The sequence below is a fragment of the Sphingobacteriaceae bacterium genome (assembly GCA_002319075.1).
GTDB lineage: Bacteria > Bacteroidota > Bacteroidia > B-17B0 > Aurantibacillaceae > Aurantibacillus.
In genome coordinates, this window is sequence record NVQB01000001.1 from 3,792,386 (window position 1) to 3,811,388 (window position 19,003).

Consider the following 19,003-nt stretch of genomic DNA (forward strand, 5'->3'; position numbering starts at 1 on the left):
TGCGTTAATTTTAGGCGCACAGATCGGCGTTATCTGTGCAATCTGCGTAAGTTTATTTAGGTAAGCGGTAGATCAGTGCCGTCTCATTATCATTTCCCCTGGGGTTAAGCCAGTGTAGCGTTTTATCAATCAAACTCGGTTCAATTGTAGCCTCGTATTCTAATTTTGGAAAACGTTTTTTTAAAGAGTCAACTCTACTTTCCATATGTTCGGCTTTCCAGAATACCACGTAAGTAGGCTTATTGCTGTCGGGCTGAGCATTATAATATTTCAAAGCGCTGTCAGCCGGATTTAATTTTGTGATGCCAAAAACGGAAGGCCACTTTCCATAATAGTATAAGGGCGGAATTAAAAAGTCATCTTCTTTAGTACCGTCTTCTATCATAAAATTAATTGAGCCGCCTTTGTCGTAAAGATAAGACATGGCTTCTACGCGGTGGCGTTTACTGTACGAAACCGTTAGCACGCAAAGTAAAATGGAATTTAAAACGATCACAAAAATTTTACTTCCACGAAGTAATTTTTGATTAATTCGCGCATAGTATTTTTCGTAAAGCATAAACATACCTACTGTACCTGAAATAATAATTAAAGGTAAAATAGTCATGATGAAACGTTCTTGTTTATTTGGAAAGTAGGTGTGGAAAGCCAGGTAGATCAAGGTTGGCCAAAAGATCAGCGGCATTTTTTTCCAGCTTACAAAATAACCTGCGAATAAAACAATACTTAAGGGTGGAACAAGCAGACCGAAGATCAGGTCAAAATACATGTGCCAGTTGTCAGTGCCATAAGTGCTGGCATTATTGATATTGTATTCTACATAGGATGAAAATTCAGCAAAGGGCCTTTTCCAGATGATAAAATCTATTAATCCCTGTGTTAACAGTACCACTGAGAAAAAAGACAGAATTAAGAGTACACTATTTTTAAAAGACGTTTTATAAATCAAGAGCGCAAGTCCCACTCCTGCAGTAATAAAAAGCGTTTGAAACCTTATGGAGAAAGCCACTCCCAGCCAAAACCCGGCAGCTAAAAAATGTTTGTAAGTAAGATCTTGCTTCTTTAAAATATAGATGGCAATTAAAAAAGGGGGAACAGAAACAAATTCTACAAGATTGCGCACACTGGTAAACGGAATGAACCAGTAAAATGTAATAAAGACACCCACATACCAGGCAACTTTTTTAGTTGCGTATTGCTCTGTGATTTTATAAGCATATTTGATAATCAGTAGCGACCATACTGCATGCAGGAAGCGCACGATGTACATTTTTGACTGTGGGTCGCTGATATGCAAGAACGCACAGATCTTAAAAATGTAATAGTGAAGTCCGATGTAAAAAAAAGAGTGGCCCTGAGGTTGAACATCCGGATTTTCGTCTGAAGGAATCCAGTTATTGCCAAAACCATCCGCCCAGTTTTGTGCAGGTTCAATAATCAGAAAATGATCATCATGCCATCCGAATCCTTTGCTAAAGATCACTGAAAACATGCGGATGATAAAACCAATGATCAATAATTGATTTAAAGGTGTGTAGTGATTTTTAAACCATTGAATCTGTTTCATAGTAAAAGAAAATTATTTTTGAGCCACCCTGTAAAAGTAAAGTGCGACGCAGGAAAAAACAATGTTGGGAACCCAGACCGCTAAAAGAGGAGGGGCACTGGTAGTGGTAGCAATGGTCATAAATATATACATCAGCATGATGTATATACAACTGAGAAAGAGTCCAAGTGCAATTTGCGATCCAACACCACCCCGTACTTTTCTTGAAGACACGCATACGCCAATGATGGTAAGAATAAAAGTGGCAAAGGGAAACGAAGAGCGTTTATAAAGTTCTACTTCATACAGCACAATGCGACTCGAGCCTTTGGCTTTTTCCCGCTCAATGTAGTCTCTGAGTTCAAAATAGGGTTTGGTTTCAATTTTGCTTTCATCGCGCCACATATCAATGGGTGAAAATTCGAGTTTGATTTTTTTGGCAGGCGAAAATTTATGAACCTGCGAGTAAATGGGTTTTTGATTCTTCAAGGTATCGAGGTGATCCTGCATTTTAATGGTTCTCTCGCGAACATTCGTAAAAATCCACTCACTTGAAAGCGTGTCCCAAATCATATTGTCTGCGCTCAGAAAATATTTTTGTTTATTGTCCACCACCTCTTCAAGACTGACTTTGTAACCGGTGTTAACGTGGTTGTCGTAGCTTTGAATGTAAAGAATGGTGTTCGGTCCGATTTTCCGGTGAATGTTTTGTTCTTCGTTTACATAATTGTTGTTGATCCATTTATCTTCGAAACCTATTTTTATTTTAAAGGCCTTGGGAAGAAAAAAATGATTAAGAATGAGCGATCCAAAAGAAATAATAAAGGCTCCAATCAAATAGGGACGCAGCACTCTGTTAAAACTGGCTCCACTGCTTAAAATAGCAATGAACTCGGTTTGCTGAGCCATTTTGGAAGTAAAGAAAATAACCGATATAAAAATGAAAAGCGGGCTGAAGAAATTTCCGTAATAAGGAATGAACATCAGGTAATAATCTAAGATGATTTCTTTTAACGGAATATCCTTGGTGGTAAAAGTGGGCAATTTGTCTTTAATGTCGAATACAATAAAGATCATCAAAATGAGGGTAATAGAAAAGAAGAAAGTCGTGAGGAACTTTTTTAAAATATATCTATCTAATATTTTTAAAAACATTACAAACGTTGGGCTACTTGTTTTACCATTTTTGTTTTCCACTCTGAAAAAGTACCATCAATAATACGTTTGCGGGCTTCCTTTACCAGCCAGAGATAAAAAGCAAGATTGTGAACGCTTGCAATTTGCGCGGCTAGTAATTCATTACAAACCAATAAATGTCTGAGATAAGCTTTCGAATATTCTTTATCTACAAAGCTGGTTCCATGTTCATCGAGCGGAGAAAAATCGTTTTTCCATTTCTCGTTGCGAATATTAATAATACCCTGCGAAGTAAAAAGTAACCCGTGACGGGCATTTCTTGTGGGCATTACGCAATCAAACATATCAATTCCTAAAGCAATACTTTCGAGAATATTTACGGGTGTTCCCACACCCATTAAATAGCGGGGTTTGTCTTTCGGAAGAATATCAGTCACTACTTCCGTCATTGCATACATATCTTCTGCAGGCTCTCCCACACTTAAGCCTCCAATCGCATTTCCAAAAGCATTTTTGGAAGCAATGTATTCGGCAGACTCAATGCGAAGATCTTTATAAACACTTCCCTGCACGATTGGGAACAGGGCTTGAGTATAATTATATTTTGGTTCTGTTTCGTTAAAGCGTGATATGCAGCGGTCTAACCAACGATGTGTAAGGGCAAGTGAATCTTTAGCGTATTTAAAATCACAAGGGTAGGGCGTACATTCATCAAAAGCCATAATAATATCCGCGCCGATTATGCGCTGAATATCCATCACACTTTCTGGTGAAAAAAAATGTTTACTACCGTCAATGTGACTTTTGAAAGTGGCACCTTCTTCTTTGAGTTTGCGTTGTGCAGCGAGTGAAAAAATCTGGTAACCACCGCTATCCGTTAAAATCGGACCGTCCCAACCATTAAACTTGTGCAGTCCACCAGCTTGTCCAATCACATCCAAACCCGGACGCAGGTACAGATGGTAAGTATTTCCTAAAATGATCTGTGCTTCAATATCCTGCTTCAGTTCGCGTTGATGAACAGCTTTCACTGTTCCTGCAGTTCCAACGGGCATAAAAATAGGCGTTTCAATAGCGCCGTGATCGGTTTCCAAAAGCCCGGCGCGGGCTTTGGTGTCTTTGTCGTTATGTAAGAGCGAAAATTTCAAAATCCTGTAAAGATAAAAATTTAGTGTTTGCAGCTAAGGGTTTATGCTGCTAATCAGGGAAATAATGTTTTAAATAATCCTAAAACTTCGTGCATGTTTTTCAAGGTATAATCCGCCACAGCAAATCCTTTCAGGTGGTTGTGTTCATCATCCGGAACTGCAATCACTTTCATTTGTGCGGCTTTGGCTGCAATAACACCATTTAGCGAATCTTCAATAACCAAACATTGCTGTGGATTTACAATTAATTCACCGGCACAGTCCAGGAACACCTGAGGATGCGGTTTGCCATAAGGCATGTGCTCTGCAGAAATTGTCGAATGAAAGGTATTGCCAAGGTCTAACTTTTTTAAAACAGTTTTCATTAAGAGCTTTGAAGACGATGTTGCTAAGCCGACCTTTAGTTTTTTTTCTTCGCAGAAGGCCAGTAAGGCAGGAATTCCGGGAATAAAATTTCCAGCCTGGTCTATAAGCTCTAAAAGTCGCGAAATGATACGCTTTTCTATCTCATCTGCCACCAAATGTTCCTTTTTAAAATGCGATAACCAACTTTCGATCACTTCGCCAATCCTTAATCCCATGGTCTTACGGCAATCATCTTCAGTAAGTTCCATTCCAAATTCCTTAAATCCGGCAATCATGGCTCTCCTCCAGAGGTATTCGCTTTCAATTAAAACGCCATCCATATCGAAAATCACGGCTTTTATCAGTCCCTGCATTGTTAATTATTTTGTTTAAACAATGCAAAGATATTCTATTTTGTGGCTTGGGCTTATGGTAACTTTACCAAGTATGTTTTTTCCTGACTTTAATGCTGCCGGACTTCCTGAAATACTGAGTGTCCTGGCTTTTCTTGGTTTTATAACACTTGTAATAAATTACTGTATTGCTTACTTGCCCCTTTCTTTGTTTAAAAATGTGCGTTTAACCACTGAAACGAATACGCCTCCTATTTCCATTATTATCTGCGCCAAAAATGAAGATGAAAATCTAACGGAATTTCTTCCCAAGATTTTAACGCAGGAATATCCCGATTTTGAAGTAATAGTGGTAAACGACTGTAGCTACGACAATACCGAAAACGTGATAGATGAGTTTGCAAAGATCTTCCCTAATCTTCGCAAAGCCAATATTAAAGAAGATGCTTATTACAAGCATGGAAAAAAATTCGCCATGCTGGTAGGAATTAAGGCAGCGAAACATAACGCCCTTTTATTTACAGATGCCGATTGTTATCCCTCGTCCAACAATTGGCTAGCGGAAATGGCCTCCGGATTTTCCGGAGAACGTGAAATCGTTTTAGGCTATGGCGCTTACGAAAAACACAAAGGCTTTTTAAATAAGTTAATTCGTTTCGATACTTTTATTATCGGGGTGAATTATCTTTCTTCTGCAATTAAAAACAAGCCTTATATGGGAGTGGGACGAAACCTGGCTTACACAAAAGAGTTGTTTTTTAAAGAAAAAGGCTTTTCTAAACATTATCATATCAATTCAGGCGACGACGATCTTTTTGTTAATAATGCCGGCAACTCTGTGAATACAAATGTGTGTATAGAGAAAGATGCTATTACCTATTCACGCCCTAAGAAAACTTTTAAGCAATGGAATTTTCAAAAAACAAGACACCTTACAACGGCGCCGCTCTATTCCTCTGCTTCTAAATCTAAAATAGCTTTTAACTATTTTTCACAATACTTCTTTTATTTCAGTTTAATCCCTTTAAGTTTTTCGCTTCAAACAGTTTTGCTTATTCCAATCCTGCTTCTGTTAAAGGTTTTAGTACAGGTGATAATGTTGAACAAAGCGTGCAAAAAGTTAAATGAAAAAGACCTGTTAGCAGGAAGTGCGCTTTATGAGTTGATTCTTTTATTTATTTATCCTATCTTTCATATTAGCAAAATCTTTTATAAACCAAACAAGTGGACGAACTAGAAGATAACGAGCAAAAACTAACCACCAAGGCGGTCTATGATTATAGACTTGTTAAGCTTGCTATCGAAAAGGATGATCAGAAAGCTTACGCAGAGCTACTGAACCGCTACAAGGAAAGCGTTTTCTTCACCATGATGAAGATGTGCAATAACAAAGATGATGCTGAAGATCTTACAATCGAAGCCTTTGGCCGCGCTTTTAAAAAACTGGATCAATATAGTCCCGATTTTGCCTTTAGTACCTGGTTATTTAAAATTGCCAGTAACAACGCCATCGATTTTTTACGCAAGAAAAAACAGACTTTCGCATTGTCTTTAGATAATAAGACAGAAGGAACGGAAGGATTGGATTACACATCGAGCATCAAATCTCATTCGCTTGATCCTGAAGAAACGTTTATTAAAAAGCAAAAAATAGAAAATATTCGCGTGCTGGTAGATAATTTAAAGCCGAAATACAAAGAGATGATCGAACTCTTTTATTTCCAGGAATTGAGTCACGAAGAAATCGCTAACAAATTGCATTTGCCTTTGGGAACCATTAAGGCCCAGCTTTTCAGAGCAAGAGATCTACTCTACAACGCATTTCAACACACAGAAGGAAAAAAATAAGTGATAGACATTATTCATAAGTACTTTCCAGCACTTCCAGCAGAACAAGTTTCACATTTTGAAAAACTATTTGATCTTTATAGTTTGTGGAACGGGCAGATCAATGTGATCTCACGTAAGGATATTGATCTTTTATACGAACGCCATATTTTACATTCTTTAGGCATTGCGAAAGTGATGCAGTTTAAACCTGGTACACAGGTGATGGATGTGGGAACTGGTGGTGGTTTCCCGGGTATTCCTTTAGCGATACTTTTTCCGGAAACACAATTTACTTTGGTAGACAGTATAGGTAAAAAAATAAAAGTAGTAACGGAGGTTGCTGCGGCTTTGGGTTTAAAAAATGTAAAAGCGTATCACAAACGTGCAGAAGAACTGGATCAAAAGTTTCATTTCGTGGTAAGCCGCGCTGTTACAGAGTTTCCGGTGTTTCATAGCTGGGTTAAAAATAAATTTCTCAAAGAAAATTTTAACGATCTTCCAAATGGCATTCTTTACTTAAAGGGAGGAGATTTAAAAGAAGAGTTCGGTCGCTTTTTTAACCAGGCCAGATTTTATGACTTAAAAGATTTTTTTTCGGAAGAATTTTTCGAGACCAAGAAGGTTGTTTATTTTAAGATGTAAGCATCTGTCATTATTAACTTATATTTTCGGTAAATAGTTTTATTTTAGATAATTTTCTCCAGCTTTAATAACCCATGTTAAAGAAAATTTTTCTCTTCCTGCTTTTAATTTTATTTTGCGATTTGAGTTATTCTCAAAAACTAAATCGCTTTAATAAACACGGTCAGCGCACCGGTAAATGGATAACCTACAATGATTCTGCGAAAACATCCAAATCCATTGAGGGACGCTATAGGAACGGAAATCCAAAAGGCACATTTTATTTTTATACGCTGGATGGTACCCTGGAGCGAAAAGAAGTTTCGCGTTTTAAAATACTGAAAACCACCTTTTATTATCCGGATAAAAAAATTCAGTTTAAAGGTCAGGCACGTATAGATAATGAAACAGATAAAGTTCATTATTACTTTTTTGGGAAGTGGAAGTATTACGATACCACAGGGCAGGTTTTGAAATATGTCTACTATGAAAAAGGAAGGCAGGTTAAAACCGAGTACACTGATAAAAATAATAAAACCAACGATTCGCTTACTGGAGTATTGGTCTTGCTTGATACTGTCTTCCAGGCACGTAATGAAGGTTTGCTGGACAGTATTTCAAGAGCGGGATTTAATATTCAGAAAAGAGAGCGCCTGCAATTTGAGCTCTACATGACCGATACTGCAAGCTATCGTATATTGGATTTCATTTTATCGAAGTACGGTTATCCGTCTAAAGATAAGGTTCACGAACAATCGGTTGTGCCATTCTATATTTTAAGTTTTGCTCCAACAGGTATTCGTGAAAAATACCTCCCGCTTTTAATAAAGGCTGCAGATAAGGGTGACATTGAATGGAAGTCGCTTGCTTTTTATATTGATAAGATAAAAGTTGCAAAAGGAGAAAAACAGGTTTACGGCACGCAATATTATCGCAACCTCAAAGGAAAGTCGCTGGAGCATAGTTATTATCCTGTGGAAGATCCGGAGAAGCTGCAGGAGCGAAGGGCCTCGGTGGGGCTATAGGAGCTCGGCTATACGCATTCTGGCCTTAACATCCACCTGGCATTGTCACTTCGAGCGTAGTCGAGAAGATTGCACACTCAAGAAGATCTCCCTTCGAGCGTAGTCGAGAAGATTACCCTGTCGAGAAGGTTGTCCCTTCGAGCGTAGTCGAGAAGATTGCACAATCAAGAAGGATGTCACTTCGAGCGTAGTCGAGAAGATTGCACAGTCAAGAGGATGTCCCTTCGAGCGTAGTCGAGAAGATTACCCTGTCGAGAAGATTGTCCCTTCGAGCGTAGTCGAGAAGATTGCACAGTCAAGAAGGTTGTCACTTCGAGCGTAGTCGAGAAGATTGCGTAGTCGAGAAGATGCAGCATAGCCCCCTGTAAAATCAAGGAGCAACCGGTTGACTGGGCGTCAACATCTCCGGCCGTATCATCGGCAGGACTTTTTTCACCTCCGTGTAATTCGGATTAATCTGCAAAGCCTTATCCCAATTACGTTTAGCAAGATCATATTTACCCTGGTTAAAATAGATACCCCCCAAATTAAAATACGCTTCTGCATTCCGGGGTTCTACTAAAGTCAGAAAATTAAACGCTATGGCTGCCGAATCTAAACGTCCTCTGTGATAACTGCTGTTTCCTCGATTCGTTAGATCCTGCGCAAACGCCTGGAAGTAACCGCGCAGGTAGGGATTATTAGGATACAAACGTTCTGCATTTTTCCAGTAAAAGAGTGCTTCAAAGTCTTTGTGCAATTTAAAATAGAGTAGTCCAAGATTAAGGTACCCATTCACATAGCGCGGATGCAGTTCTATCGCATGTTTCAAAACTTCAGCCCCATGATTTAAAACGGCTTCATTCTTCGTTTTGTACTTCCCTGATTTCACCTCTTCATCAATATTTTTCAGGGTGCCGTTAAAATCGTTAAACGTGGTATCGTAGCCCGGTTTTTTATATCCAATAATATCTCTTGTGTTCGAAAGATCAACGTATCGCGCGCCGGCATTGCCAAGGCAAAGCACTGAATTCGGCATGGTCTTTACATCTTTTAAAAATAAGGTGACATCGTTTTTCCAATCAAAATTCCTTTCCCAGGTTTTACAGCCAAATAAAAAACCCACAACTGACACGAAGAAACTTAATGCCAGTCTACGCGTGCTTAATTTAAGAACCGACAATTTATCCAGTCCTTTCAAAATTAGGTAAGCTGCAGCGATACAAAAACCTATGGACGAATGAAAAATCAAACGTTCGCCCATGGTCGCGCCAATATCCATAAGAACGTTGCCAATGAGCAGGGCAAATAAAATGTACGTCATCAGTGCAAAACCAAGTATGTGTTTTTTTAAAGTGTAATATATTGCGAGTATGACCATACCAATATGTATAACAAGAGAAAGAATGAAATCCCAACTCGTAAAATGTCTGTAGGCAATGGAATCAAAAGAATAATCAGACGACAAAGGATGCGGAAATGTCTGTAAAATCAAGTACTTCATTAGAACATAAACTTTTGTGCAAAATCTTTCTTCACCGGTTGCCAGCAAATAAGGGTTGTTGAGGATTTCGGTATCCGGCACACCTGGTTTTAATTTTACAGCCATCCAACGCATCCCAATATAAATAAGCACGACGAAAAATAACCAGCTCATCAATTTTAGAAAATTATTCTTTTTGCTTACTCCCATAAAAAAAACAACAACGCCAATAAAAAGAAAAGGAAATAACCAAAAGGAACGTACAGGTTTGGCACCGGGCATAGCATGAACATCAAAATCTCTTTTAATGTATGTCATAATAAGGGCACAAAGCACGAAGGCAAATGTGACATACAGCGCAGGTTTAAATTGTTCTGTTTTTTTAAAGGTTCTAAAGTCAAAATCATTTTGTGTGAAAAAATAAACAGACAATGGAATAATAAATAAAAGCATAACCGCGTATTCCTTTGATAGCAATGCAAGCAAGAGCATGAGGCTGCACCAGAAAATGTGAATGGTTTTTTTTGTTTCTAAATACCGGAAAGTATAAAAGAAAGTCAATGCAATAAATATCAAAGAAAAGAGTTCGTCACGGCTTTTTACATTGGCAATTGCCTCTGAATGTATCGGATGCATCGTAAATAACAATGCAGCTAAAAAAGCAAGGTCAGGTTGGCTTCGGAAAAAATAACGCGAAAAAACCAGGTACAAAAACATACAGCCTAAGGCAAAACACCAGATGTTATTAAAGTGACGTACGCCTGCACCATAGAGTTGACAATCGATTTCATTAAAAATTCCGTCTTTGTTAATGTCTTCTTCTGGTTCGTCTTTAAAGTTTTTATTTTTATCCCAGCAGTTATAACATTCATTAGGTTGTGCCGAGCCGTCGAAGTTCAGATCTACAAAATCATTGTACTCGTAATTGGTTTCTGGCCGGCCGCAAGGGGTTGTGAAGTTAACCTGTCCTGCATCCAGCATACCGTTCTTATTCGAGTCTTCGCGTTTTAAATACAGTCCGGTTCTGTACGGACCAATGAATTCCTGTTCAATGGCAAAGCTCACGGCTGACAATGGTCTGTACCGTCCGCCCGCCAGTTGATCTGTAGCACACATACGCCTGTAAAAACTTTCGTATGCGTCTTTCATCAAAATGTCTTTTATGCCTCTTACACCTTTAACTACATGATCGTTTTGATGAATGATAATGCCATCATCGAGGGCGTATTCGCCGTTAATAGACGTAATGTAAAAAGTAAACGCTACTATGCCAATCAGCCATAAAGCGCTTCGCTGCGTAAGGAAAGAGACATACTGAAAGGGTAGATCGGCGGATGAAACAACGGGAGCTTTTAAAAAAGGTTTTTTAGGAGCAGACATGTTTGTGGTTTGTTAGTGAGTTTAAGCTTGCATTAAGACAATAGAAATTCGCTTCTCCGAAAAGAAAAATTTTAAACCTGGAAAAGAATTTAGTGATCAGTTCTTAAGGAGAGCGGGTATCGGAATGTGTTTTTGTCATTTTTCTGGGCAAAGTACGTTTAGCACGTTCAGGGTGATGGACGCAAAAGTTATTTTTATGAAATGAAACGTAGTTAGTTGCGAATTACCAGTGTGGGAATACTGGTAAGCATTGTAGAACTATTTACAGATATCGTAGTGTTTTTAATAGATAGCGACTCATCATAGGAAATAAAATTTCCTGCACTGTTTGAAGTGTAATTAGGTTCATTCAAATAGAAAATTCCGGCTGAGATCAATAGTAACGATAGACCCACGTGGTAAAATTTAAAATCCAGTTTAAAGAATAGTAAAAATCTTTCTAAAAAAGAAGTGTTTGCCGTTTCTACTTTTTTTCTTGCAAGTACTCTTTCACGCGCTGCAAAAATTAAAGCAGGGTTTGGACTTTCTATCTCTGATGCTTCCACTGATAGTATCTCTCCGAGAAAATTATCAAGTTCTTTCTTTCTGTCCATGTTTTAATGTATTACGGGATTAAATATCTGCAATCTGTCTTCCAGGATTTTTAAAGTATAATGCAGTCTCGATTTTACGCTGCCTTCCGGGCAATTCTGTATGAAAGCGATTTCTGCAATTGTTTTTTCTTCCTGGTATTTTAAAATAAATGCTTCTTTTTTTTCTGGTGGCAATTCCTCTAGTGTTTCCTCTAACATTTTTCTAAATTCAACGGCATCGAGTTTGTTCGCTAGTTTTAAAAAACTACTTTCGTTTACCTTTGTATCCAGATAAAATATCTCGTCCTGACTCTGCAAAACCACTTGTTTATGACGGTAATAATTTTTACAAGTGTTAGAGGCCACTGAAAAAATCCAGGTCTTAAATGAACGGCTTCGGTCAAACTTTTCAGGATGCTCCGCTATTTTTAAGAACAAATCCTGCAAAGCATCTTCTGCAAGATCTTTATCAAAATTCAACATGCGTGTGAAATAAATCATCAGGCGCCTGCTGTATCTTTCGTAAAGCTCATCAAAGGCCATAACTTCTCCATTGCTCAGATGAAACATTAATTCTTCGTCGGGGTATATGGCGAATTTGTTTTTTCTTTCAGGCATGGGCAATGCTCGTTCTTAAATAGCTGTACACCAAGATCGAAACAAAGTTCATTGGTTATTTGAAGCAAGTGTGAAGAAATGTGAAAAGAGATGTCAATCGAGCAGGATTAACATCCAGTGGATGTTAAGGCCAGCTTGTGTGTAGTCGTGTCAATCGAGCAGGATTAACATCCAGTGGATGTTAAGGCCGACTTGTTTGTAGTCGTGTCAATCGAGCAGGATTAACATCCAGTGGATGTTAAGGCCAGCTTGTGTTTAGTCGTGTCACTTCGAGCAGGATTAACATCCAGTGGATGTTAAGGCCAGCTTGTGCGTAGTCGTGTCACTTCGAGCAGGATTAACATCCAGTGGATGTTAAGGCCAGCTTGTGCGTAGCCGGTGTCACTTCGAGCAGGATTAACATCCAGTGGATGTTAAGGCCAGCTTGTGCGTAGCCGGTGTCACTTCGAGCAGGATTAACATCCAGTGGATGTTAAGGCCAGCTTGTGCGTAGCCGGTGTCACTTCGAGCAGGATTAACATCCAGTGGATGTTAAGGCCAGCTTGTGCGTAGCCGGTGTCACTTCGAGCAGGATTAACATCCACTGGATGTTAAGGCCAGCTTGTGTTTAGTCGTGTCACTTCGAGCGTAGTCGAGAAGTAAAAAAAGGGCCCAACGAGGGCCCTAAAAGGATTTTTCTTGCGGGATTTCTCCCAGGACGGGTTGTTTGTACGCAACCATAAAAAATCCTTCCACAGTTCATATTGAAAAAACCGTGCCAGATCTTTTGAAACTATTCTATAAAATGTGAAAGGTTTGTGACCGCATATCCTATGAGTACTAATAACATCAAAACAGCAACGCCGCTTATCACAGGCACATTTTTGATGTTTAGTGGAATGCGGAATGGTCGCTCCTCTTTGCTCTTCGTAAAACGTCCGCAAATAACAGTGATATTAATGGTTAAGAAGGTTGCGAAAACAAAAAAATTAGCGATAAGGGCAACACTTTTAATGTCGCCAATAAAGATAAATCCTCCTGAACAGCAGGCGCAAAGCAATAGGGCTGGAATAGGGGTTTGTCTCTTTTCAGATATTTTAGACAATACGTTTCTACTTGAACTTTCTTTTGCCATTTGATAAACAATACGCGAGGCGCCAAGCATATTTGACAATAATGAATTACTGGTTGAAAATAATGCAACTACAGCGAGCCCGATGGCGCCTGGGCGACCGAATTTTTTTTCTGCAATGTCTGCCAGTGGACTGTCTGACTTTTCGAGTTCTTCAAAAGAAATGGCACTTACTGAACTTAATGCTATTATGATATATAATAAGATAACAATTGTTGCTGAAGAAAAAAGTGCTTTTGGAATGGTGGTGGCAGGATTTTTAGTTTCCTCCGCCAGTTTTACGGTGTCTTCAAAACCTGTAAAGGCAAAGAATCCCAGTGCAGCTGCAGATAAAATACCATTTACACCTCCGGGTGGAAGTTTAAAAAATTCCAGGTCTTCACTTAAATTAATTGCACAATAGATCACAAAGATGAGTCCGCAAGCTTCGATGATCGTAAAAATGATATTAAACAAGGACGACTGTTTAATTCCGATAGTGTTTACCAGCAGTATAAAGGCGGTAATTAAAAGCGCGGCAATAAGTTTATTAAAATCGATAAGTTCGGCCAAATAGCCTGAAAATCCGATAGCGATGGTGGCTGCTCCCACTATGCCGCCCAGTGCGACCACACACCCAATAACATACGCAAATTTTTTCCCCAGAATTTCTTTTACATAAAAAAATTCTCCTCCTGCTTTTGGATACATAGCACTTAATTCTGCGTAGGCAAAAATAGTGAGTAAGGCAGTGAGTGATGCAATAGCGAAGGAAAGCCAAAGCATATTGCCCCCCAGTCCGGCTGCTTTTCCAATTACGGTATAAATACCTGCACCAATTATAACGCCGGATGCAAAGAAAATAACTTCTCCAAGTCTTAAAGTTCGTTTTAATTCTGCCATTTTTCCATTAAGTATATCAAAAATGGTTCGCAACATTCTTCCACGATTTCGCAAACAAAAGCGGGAATATATTTCCACTTTCGGGGGGATGTCCCCACTTTGAGATCACTTATTAATAAATTAACTATGGTATTGGTTTTGATTTTATTTATGAAACTATGATTTCAAAAGTATCTTTAAAACAAGTAAACAATTTTCTGCTTTGCGGAATTTTAATTTGCGTGATATTATATTTCGCACAAAAGGTCCTGATTCCTATAGCCTTTGCGGCTTTTTTCGCCATGTTATTTACGGGCATGTCTAATAAGATGGAAAAGCATGGAGTGAAAAGGATTTGGACGGTACTTATTTCTTTGCTGATTATCGTCGTCGTTACTTTTGGAATTGGATTCCTTGTGTACATGCAATCTAAAAAACTCGCCGATGAATTTCCAGCCATCGAAAAAAAATCACAGGAGTTTATGAAACAGGCCCAGGACTATATCAGCGAGAAATTGAATATACCCGAAGCAAAACAAGATGAGTTAATCGATAAACAGGTAAAATCTGCAGGCTCCTCCGCTCAGGAGGTTATTAAATCTATTTTCGCGGGAGCCGCCGGTATTCTTGGCTCATCTGTTATAGTACTTATTTTCACCTTTTTATTTTTGCTTCAGCGCGAAAAATATGAGTCTTTTTTTATCCAGCTCTGCACAGACACAGAACCCGACGAAGCCAAAAAAGTAATTCATAAAATCAGTAAGGTCTCGCAGAGCTATCTTACTGGCAGAGCGCTTTCCATTTTGATTTTTACAGCTTTATTTACTAGTGGATTTTTAATTGTCGGTTTAAAAAATGCATTTCTTTTGGCTTTTATAGCAGCCTTGTTAACGATTGTGCCTTATGTAGGATCTATCGTGGGGGGACTTTTTCCTTTTGCTGTTGCATTAGTAACTGAAGATTCAAGCCAGGTCGCTATTGGCTCATTGGTTGTGGTGCTTATCATTCAAGGCATAGACAATTATTTTATCGAACCGTATATCATTGGAGGAGAAGTTAGCATAAGTGGATTTTTTACAATTTTAATTTTGCTCATCGGCGGCATACTTTGGGGCGTGGCTGGTATGGTGCTCTTTTTACCTATGTTGGGTGTCGCTAAAATTATCTTTGATGAAGTGCCGGCGTTGAAACCGTATGGCTATTTGATCGGAGATCAAAAGGAAGAAAAACAATCGACCCGCATGTGGGATAAAATTAAAAAGTTATTTGGTAAAAAAGACTAGGAGATTGTGGTATCGGTTAATGCCTTATTAAGGAACAAAGAATGCCGCAACTCCATTCTGCTGCACTTTGTGAAGGGGCTTGAAGGAGGAATGAATGAGAGGTCACAGCATTTTTTTTAACAGAGAATCTTTACCATTAACGTAATTTATCTATTTTCTGATAATTAAGCATGCTACTGGGTGCAGGGCTTCGGGTCAATGCCGCTTTACGTTTCCGCAATTCTAAGTATATTCTAATTGGTTTTTTCAGGGATAGTCTGTATTATTAACCTATGAGTCCCTTATTCGAAAATATTGGTGAAAAAGCAGTCAAGCGTCTCGATAAAAGGTCGGAGCGCGCCAGAACTGCCAGAGAGAAGGCTAAGGCTTTTATTATTTTAAAACGTCTTTTTAAACGGGAAGTAATAAATGGGTGTTTAATGTTGCTTGGCGTATTCTCAGCGGCTTTCGGATTAAAGAGTTTTTTACTTTCTAACGATTTTATCGACGGGGGTATCACCGGTATCTCTCTGCTTATATCGGCTGTTACTGGTATAAATCTGTCTATTCTTATCGTTTTATTAAATATTCCTTTTATAATATTAGGCTATACACAGATCGGTAAAAACTTTGTAATCAAGACTACCTGTGGCATCCTGGGCCTTGCCATCGTTTTAGCACTGGTCGATTTTCCCATTTTAACCACCGATAAATTACTGGTTTCTGTCTTCGGAGGCTTTTTCCTGGGAGCTGGAATCGGCCTAACCATGAGGGGCGGGGGAGTGATCGACGGTACCGAGGTAATGGCCATCTCATTTAGCAAGCGTACTGGGCTTACTATCGGCGACATCATTATGATTGTGAACATTATTATATTTTCATTTGCGGCCTGGTTACTGTCTTTTGAAACGGCATTATATTCAATTTTAGCGTATCTTAGCGCCTCAAAAACCGTAGATTTTATAATTGAGGGGATTGAGGAATATACCGGTGTTACTATTATTTCGGCGAAGAATGAGGAGCTAAGGCTTATGATTACTGAAGATCTTGGTCGCGGAGTAACGGTTTACAAGGGGTCCAGAGGCTTTGGGAAAACGGGTGATAAGAAAGGGGAGATAGATATTTTGTATACAGTTATCACACGTTTGGAGGTAGCGAAGTTGAATACGGAAATTGAAAAGATTGACCCTGCTGCCTTTGTGATCATGAACAGCATAAAGGACACCAAGGGCGGAATGATTAAAAAAAGAGTACTACATTAAAAAGATATAAGCGAACCAATTATGTGGAAGATTTTTTCAGCAGTTTTATTAAGGAATAAATTAATTTTTACCATTGTTGTTTTACTGGCTACAGTATTTATGGGCTACCAGGCTTCGCGTATGGAGCTTTCTTACGAATTCGCAAAAATTTTACCGGACAACGATAGTACGTTTATTGGTTATCAGAATTTTAAAAAACAGTTTGGTGAAGATGGCAACGTCATGGTTATGGGCTTTGCAGATAAAAATCTTTTCCAATACGAAAAATTCCGCGACTGGCACGAACTCAGTAAAGCGGTAAAAAATATTCAGGGTATTAAAGAGGTGATGTCGCTGCCAACTATTTTTAAATTGGTAAAGAACGACAGTCTCGAAAAATTCCAGATGATTCCGCTTGTTCAGAATCCTATTACTTCTCAAAAAGAAGTAGACAGTTTAAAAGCAGAAATCCTCAACATGCCTTTCTACGAAGGGTTTGTATACAACAAAGAAACAGGCGCTACTTTGTTGATGATCACTTTCAAGAAAAAAGATCTAGATTCTAAACGTCGTCTCACCATTGTGGAGGAGATCAAAAATTTAGGGGATGCCTTTGCCAGCAAACACAACCTTGAAATGCATTATTCAGGAATGCCTTACATCCGTTCGCAGCTGATGACCAAGGTTTCGCATGAAATGACTTTATTTCTCGTGTTGGCTGTATTAGTAACAGCATTTATTTTATGGATGTTTTTCCGTTCTGTAACAACGGTGATCTTTTCCTTAATTGTGGTGGTTATCGGAGTTGTATGGTCCATCGGAATCATGGAGCTTTTCGGTTACAAGATCACTGTACTTTCAGGGTTGATTGCCCCCCTTATTATGGTAATCGGACTTCCCAATTGTATCTTCCTCATCAATAAATACCATGCAGAATTTTTAGCTCATGGTAATAAGATGAAAGCCCTTCAACGCAGTATAGAAACTATTGGCGTTACTTTATTCTTGGCCAACATTACTACGGCTATTGGATTTGGTGTTTTGTATTTCACCAAAAGTTCTATGCTTGTTGAGTTTGGCGTAGTGGCCGCAATAAGTGTTATGACTACTTACGTTATCACGCTCATTTTGATTCCAATTATTTTAAATGTGCTTCCAACACCTAAGGCAAAGCATACCAAACACCAGGAAGGAAAACGCATCAATAAAGTATTAGATCTGGTTGATCAACTTGTGCAAAAGCGCAGACCGGCTATTTACATTGTAACCACCATCATCACTTTGATTTCCTTCTGGGGCATGACCTTTATTGATATGAATGGCTATGTGGTGGATGACCTTCCTGAAAAAGATCCTGTTTACACCGACCTGCATTTCTTCGAGACAAATTTTAAGGGAGTGCTTCCTTTTGAAATTGCTATCGATACAAAAAAACCAAACGGACTTTTTGCCGACAATGCAAAAGCGCTTTATAAAATTCAACGCATGCAAAAGGTTTTTGCCGGCTACGATAGTGTGTTTAGTAAACCTTTCTCTATAGTTGAGGGAATTAAATTTGCCTACCAGGGTTACCGTGGCGGTGATGCAAAATATTACAAGTTGCCTCCGGTTTCGGATTTAAAAGAATTGAAAAGTTTTACCGGTGGCTTGTCAGGTGCGAATAGCAGACTGCAAAACTTTATCGATACCTCAAAACAAATAACACGTGTTTCTTACCAGGCAAAGGATATTGGGTCTAAACGTATGGACGCTTTGATGTTAGAGTTACGTCCAAAAATAGATTCGATTTTTCCTCCGGCAGATTACAAGGTAACTACAACCGGTCACAGTTTAGTATTCTTAAAAAGTAACGACTATCTTTTAGATAATTTAATTGAGAGTTTGGTAATTGAAATTATTTTAATTGCTATAGTAGGAATCGCCCTGTTCCGTTCGGTGCGTATTATTTTATTATCAAAGTTGCCTTGTTTAATTCCCTTAGTTATTACGGCAGCGGTAATGGGTTTCCTTGATATTCGTTTCAAACCTTCTACGATTTTGATTTTCAGTATTGCCTTTGGGATCTCCTCCGACGGTACCGTCTATTTTCTCTCCAAGTACAGGCAGGAATTAAAGAAGGTAGGGCAGGATGCTTCACAAGCCATCTCTGCGGCTATTAAAGAAACCGGTTTGAGCATGGTTTACACCTCTATTATTTTATTCTGCGGGTTCGCTATCTTCACAGCATCCAGCTTTGGCGGAACAGCGGCCATGGGGATTTTAGTGTCATTAACGCTGTTAATGTCCATGTTTACTAACCTCATACTTTTACCGGCTATTTTACTTTCCATTCACCGTAAATCGCTCAATAAAGAAATTACCGAAGAGCCCCTCATCGATATGGAAGAAAGTATCGAAGAACGCGGGAAAGATCTTTCGGATATTTAATTACTTCGGGTTGAGAGTTTTATTACTTCCGGTTCCAGGTAAAGCGTTGCGCTAGCACAAGGAT

15 protein-coding genes are annotated in these 19,003 nt (G+C 38.9%); 7 read left to right on the forward strand and 8 right to left on the reverse strand.

Annotated features, from left to right (window positions below):
* Positions 1–52: 52 nt before the first annotated feature.
* Genes CNR22_16405 through CNR22_16420 form a run of 4 tightly spaced genes read right to left on the reverse strand, consistent with a single transcriptional unit; the run spans position 53 to position 4,550 of the window.
* Positions 53–1,567: a hypothetical protein gene (locus CNR22_16405; GenBank protein PBQ33289.1), complete on the reverse strand. Its 1,515-nt coding sequence runs from the start codon at positions 1,565–1,567 to the stop codon at positions 53–55.
* A 12-nt stretch (positions 1,568–1,579) separates the two neighbouring features.
* Positions 1,580–2,701, reverse strand: a complete 1,122-nt coding sequence (locus CNR22_16410; protein PBQ33290.1) for a hypothetical protein — start codon at positions 2,699–2,701, stop codon at positions 1,580–1,582.
* Positions 2,701–3,831: a tRNA guanosine(34) transglycosylase Tgt gene (locus CNR22_16415; protein ID PBQ33291.1), complete on the reverse strand. Its 1,131-nt coding sequence runs from the start codon at positions 3,829–3,831 to the stop codon at positions 2,701–2,703. The genes CNR22_16410 and CNR22_16415 overlap by 1 nt, the downstream gene beginning before the upstream one ends.
* Before the next feature lie 53 nt (positions 3,832–3,884).
* Entirely contained in the window at positions 3,885–4,550 is a 666-nt protein-coding gene (locus CNR22_16420; protein ID PBQ33292.1) for a 2-deoxyglucose-6-phosphatase, read from the reverse strand.
* 22 nt (positions 4,551–4,572) lie between these two features.
* On the opposite strand from CNR22_16420, the gene CNR22_16425 reads away from it, so the two are divergent.
* From CNR22_16425 to CNR22_16440, 4 genes are all read left to right on the forward strand, one after another.
* On the forward strand, positions 4,573–5,766 hold the full coding sequence (locus CNR22_16425; protein ID PBQ33293.1) for a glycosyl transferase family 2: 1,194 nt from the start codon (positions 4,573–4,575) through the stop codon (positions 5,764–5,766).
* On the forward strand, positions 5,754–6,377 hold the full coding sequence (locus CNR22_16430; protein ID PBQ33294.1) for an RNA polymerase subunit sigma-24: 624 nt from the start codon (positions 5,754–5,756) through the stop codon (positions 6,375–6,377). The genes CNR22_16425 and CNR22_16430 overlap by 13 nt, the downstream gene beginning before the upstream one ends.
* A 3-nt stretch (positions 6,378–6,380) precedes the next feature.
* A complete protein-coding gene (locus CNR22_16435) occupies positions 6,381–7,001 on the forward strand; it encodes a 16S rRNA (guanine(527)-N(7))-methyltransferase RsmG (GenBank protein ID PBQ34931.1) in 621 nt (206 codons plus the stop codon).
* A gap of 74 nt (positions 7,002–7,075) precedes the next feature.
* Positions 7,076–8,005 carry a hypothetical protein gene (locus CNR22_16440; protein PBQ33295.1) on the forward strand — a complete coding sequence of 310 codons (930 nt, stop codon included), beginning with the start codon at positions 7,076–7,078 and terminating at the stop codon, positions 8,003–8,005.
* Positions 8,006–8,375: 370 nt separating this feature from the next.
* On the opposite strand, the gene CNR22_16445 is transcribed toward CNR22_16440, so the two are convergent.
* From CNR22_16445 to CNR22_16460, 4 genes are all read right to left on the reverse strand, one after another.
* A complete protein-coding gene (locus CNR22_16445) occupies positions 8,376–10,847 on the reverse strand; it encodes a hypothetical protein (GenBank protein ID PBQ33296.1) in 2,472 nt (823 codons plus the stop codon).
* A 212-nt stretch (positions 10,848–11,059) separates the two neighbouring features.
* Positions 11,060–11,440: a hypothetical protein gene (locus CNR22_16450; protein ID PBQ33297.1), complete on the reverse strand. Its 381-nt coding sequence runs from the start codon at positions 11,438–11,440 to the stop codon at positions 11,060–11,062.
* A 3-nt stretch (positions 11,441–11,443) separates the two neighbouring features.
* A complete protein-coding gene (locus tag CNR22_16455) occupies positions 11,444–12,037 on the reverse strand; it encodes an RNA polymerase subunit sigma-70 (GenBank protein PBQ33298.1) in 594 nt (197 codons plus the stop codon).
* A gap of 772 nt (positions 12,038–12,809) precedes the next feature.
* On the reverse strand, positions 12,810–14,066 hold the full coding sequence (locus tag CNR22_16460) for an amino acid transporter (protein PBQ33299.1): 1,257 nt from the start codon (positions 14,064–14,066) through the stop codon (positions 12,810–12,812).
* Between the two features lie 122 nt (positions 14,067–14,188).
* On the opposite strand from CNR22_16460, the gene CNR22_16465 reads away from it, so the two are divergent.
* The 3 genes from CNR22_16465 to CNR22_16475 all read left to right on the forward strand — a co-directional run bounded on the left by CNR22_16465 (position 14,189) and on the right by CNR22_16475 (position 18,939).
* The gene (locus CNR22_16465) at positions 14,189–15,292 is read left to right on the forward strand and encodes a hypothetical protein (protein ID PBQ33300.1); all 1,104 of its coding nucleotides are present in this window, start codon (positions 14,189–14,191) and stop codon (positions 15,290–15,292) included.
* Between the two features lie 272 nt (positions 15,293–15,564).
* Positions 15,565–16,533 carry a hypothetical protein gene (locus CNR22_16470; GenBank protein ID PBQ33301.1) on the forward strand — a complete coding sequence of 323 codons (969 nt, stop codon included), beginning with the start codon at positions 15,565–15,567 and terminating at the stop codon, positions 16,531–16,533.
* Between the two features lie 21 nt (positions 16,534–16,554).
* Positions 16,555–18,939, forward strand: coding sequence for a patched family protein (locus tag CNR22_16475; protein PBQ33302.1), 2,385 nt, complete (start codon positions 16,555–16,557; stop codon positions 18,937–18,939).
* The last annotated feature ends 64 nt before the right edge of the window (positions 18,940–19,003 follow it).

Bases quoted from the DNA above. Each gene is read 5' to 3' on its own strand.
- CNR22_16405 (PBQ33289.1), bottom strand. From the start codon at position 1,567: ATGAAACAGATTCAATGGTTTAAAAATCACTACACACCTTTAAATCAA.
- CNR22_16410 (PBQ33290.1), bottom strand. From the start codon at position 2,701: ATGTTTTTAAAAATATTAGATAGATATATTTTAAAAAAGTTCCTCACG.
- CNR22_16420 (PBQ33292.1), bottom strand. From the start codon at position 4,550: ATGCAGGGACTGATAAAAGCCGTGATTTTCGATATGGATGGCGTTTTA.
- CNR22_16425 (PBQ33293.1), top strand. From the start codon at position 4,573: ATGCAAAGATATTCTATTTTGTGGCTTGGGCTTATGGTAACTTTACCA.
- CNR22_16440 (PBQ33295.1), top strand. From the start codon at position 7,076: ATGTTAAAGAAAATTTTTCTCTTCCTGCTTTTAATTTTATTTTGCGAT.
- CNR22_16445 (PBQ33296.1), bottom strand. From the start codon at position 10,847: ATGTCTGCTCCTAAAAAACCTTTTTTAAAAGCTCCCGTTGTTTCATCC.
- CNR22_16450 (PBQ33297.1), bottom strand. From the start codon at position 11,440: ATGGACAGAAAGAAAGAACTTGATAATTTTCTCGGAGAGATACTATCA.
- CNR22_16455 (PBQ33298.1), bottom strand. From the start codon at position 12,037: ATGCCTGAAAGAAAAAACAAATTCGCCATATACCCCGACGAAGAATTA.
- CNR22_16460 (PBQ33299.1), bottom strand. From the start codon at position 14,066: ATGTTGCGAACCATTTTTGATATACTTAATGGAAAAATGGCAGAATTA.
- CNR22_16465 (PBQ33300.1), top strand. From the start codon at position 14,189: ATGATTTCAAAAGTATCTTTAAAACAAGTAAACAATTTTCTGCTTTGC.
- CNR22_16470 (PBQ33301.1), top strand. From the start codon at position 15,565: ATGAGTCCCTTATTCGAAAATATTGGTGAAAAAGCAGTCAAGCGTCTC.
- CNR22_16475 (PBQ33302.1), top strand. From the start codon at position 16,555: ATGTGGAAGATTTTTTCAGCAGTTTTATTAAGGAATAAATTAATTTTT.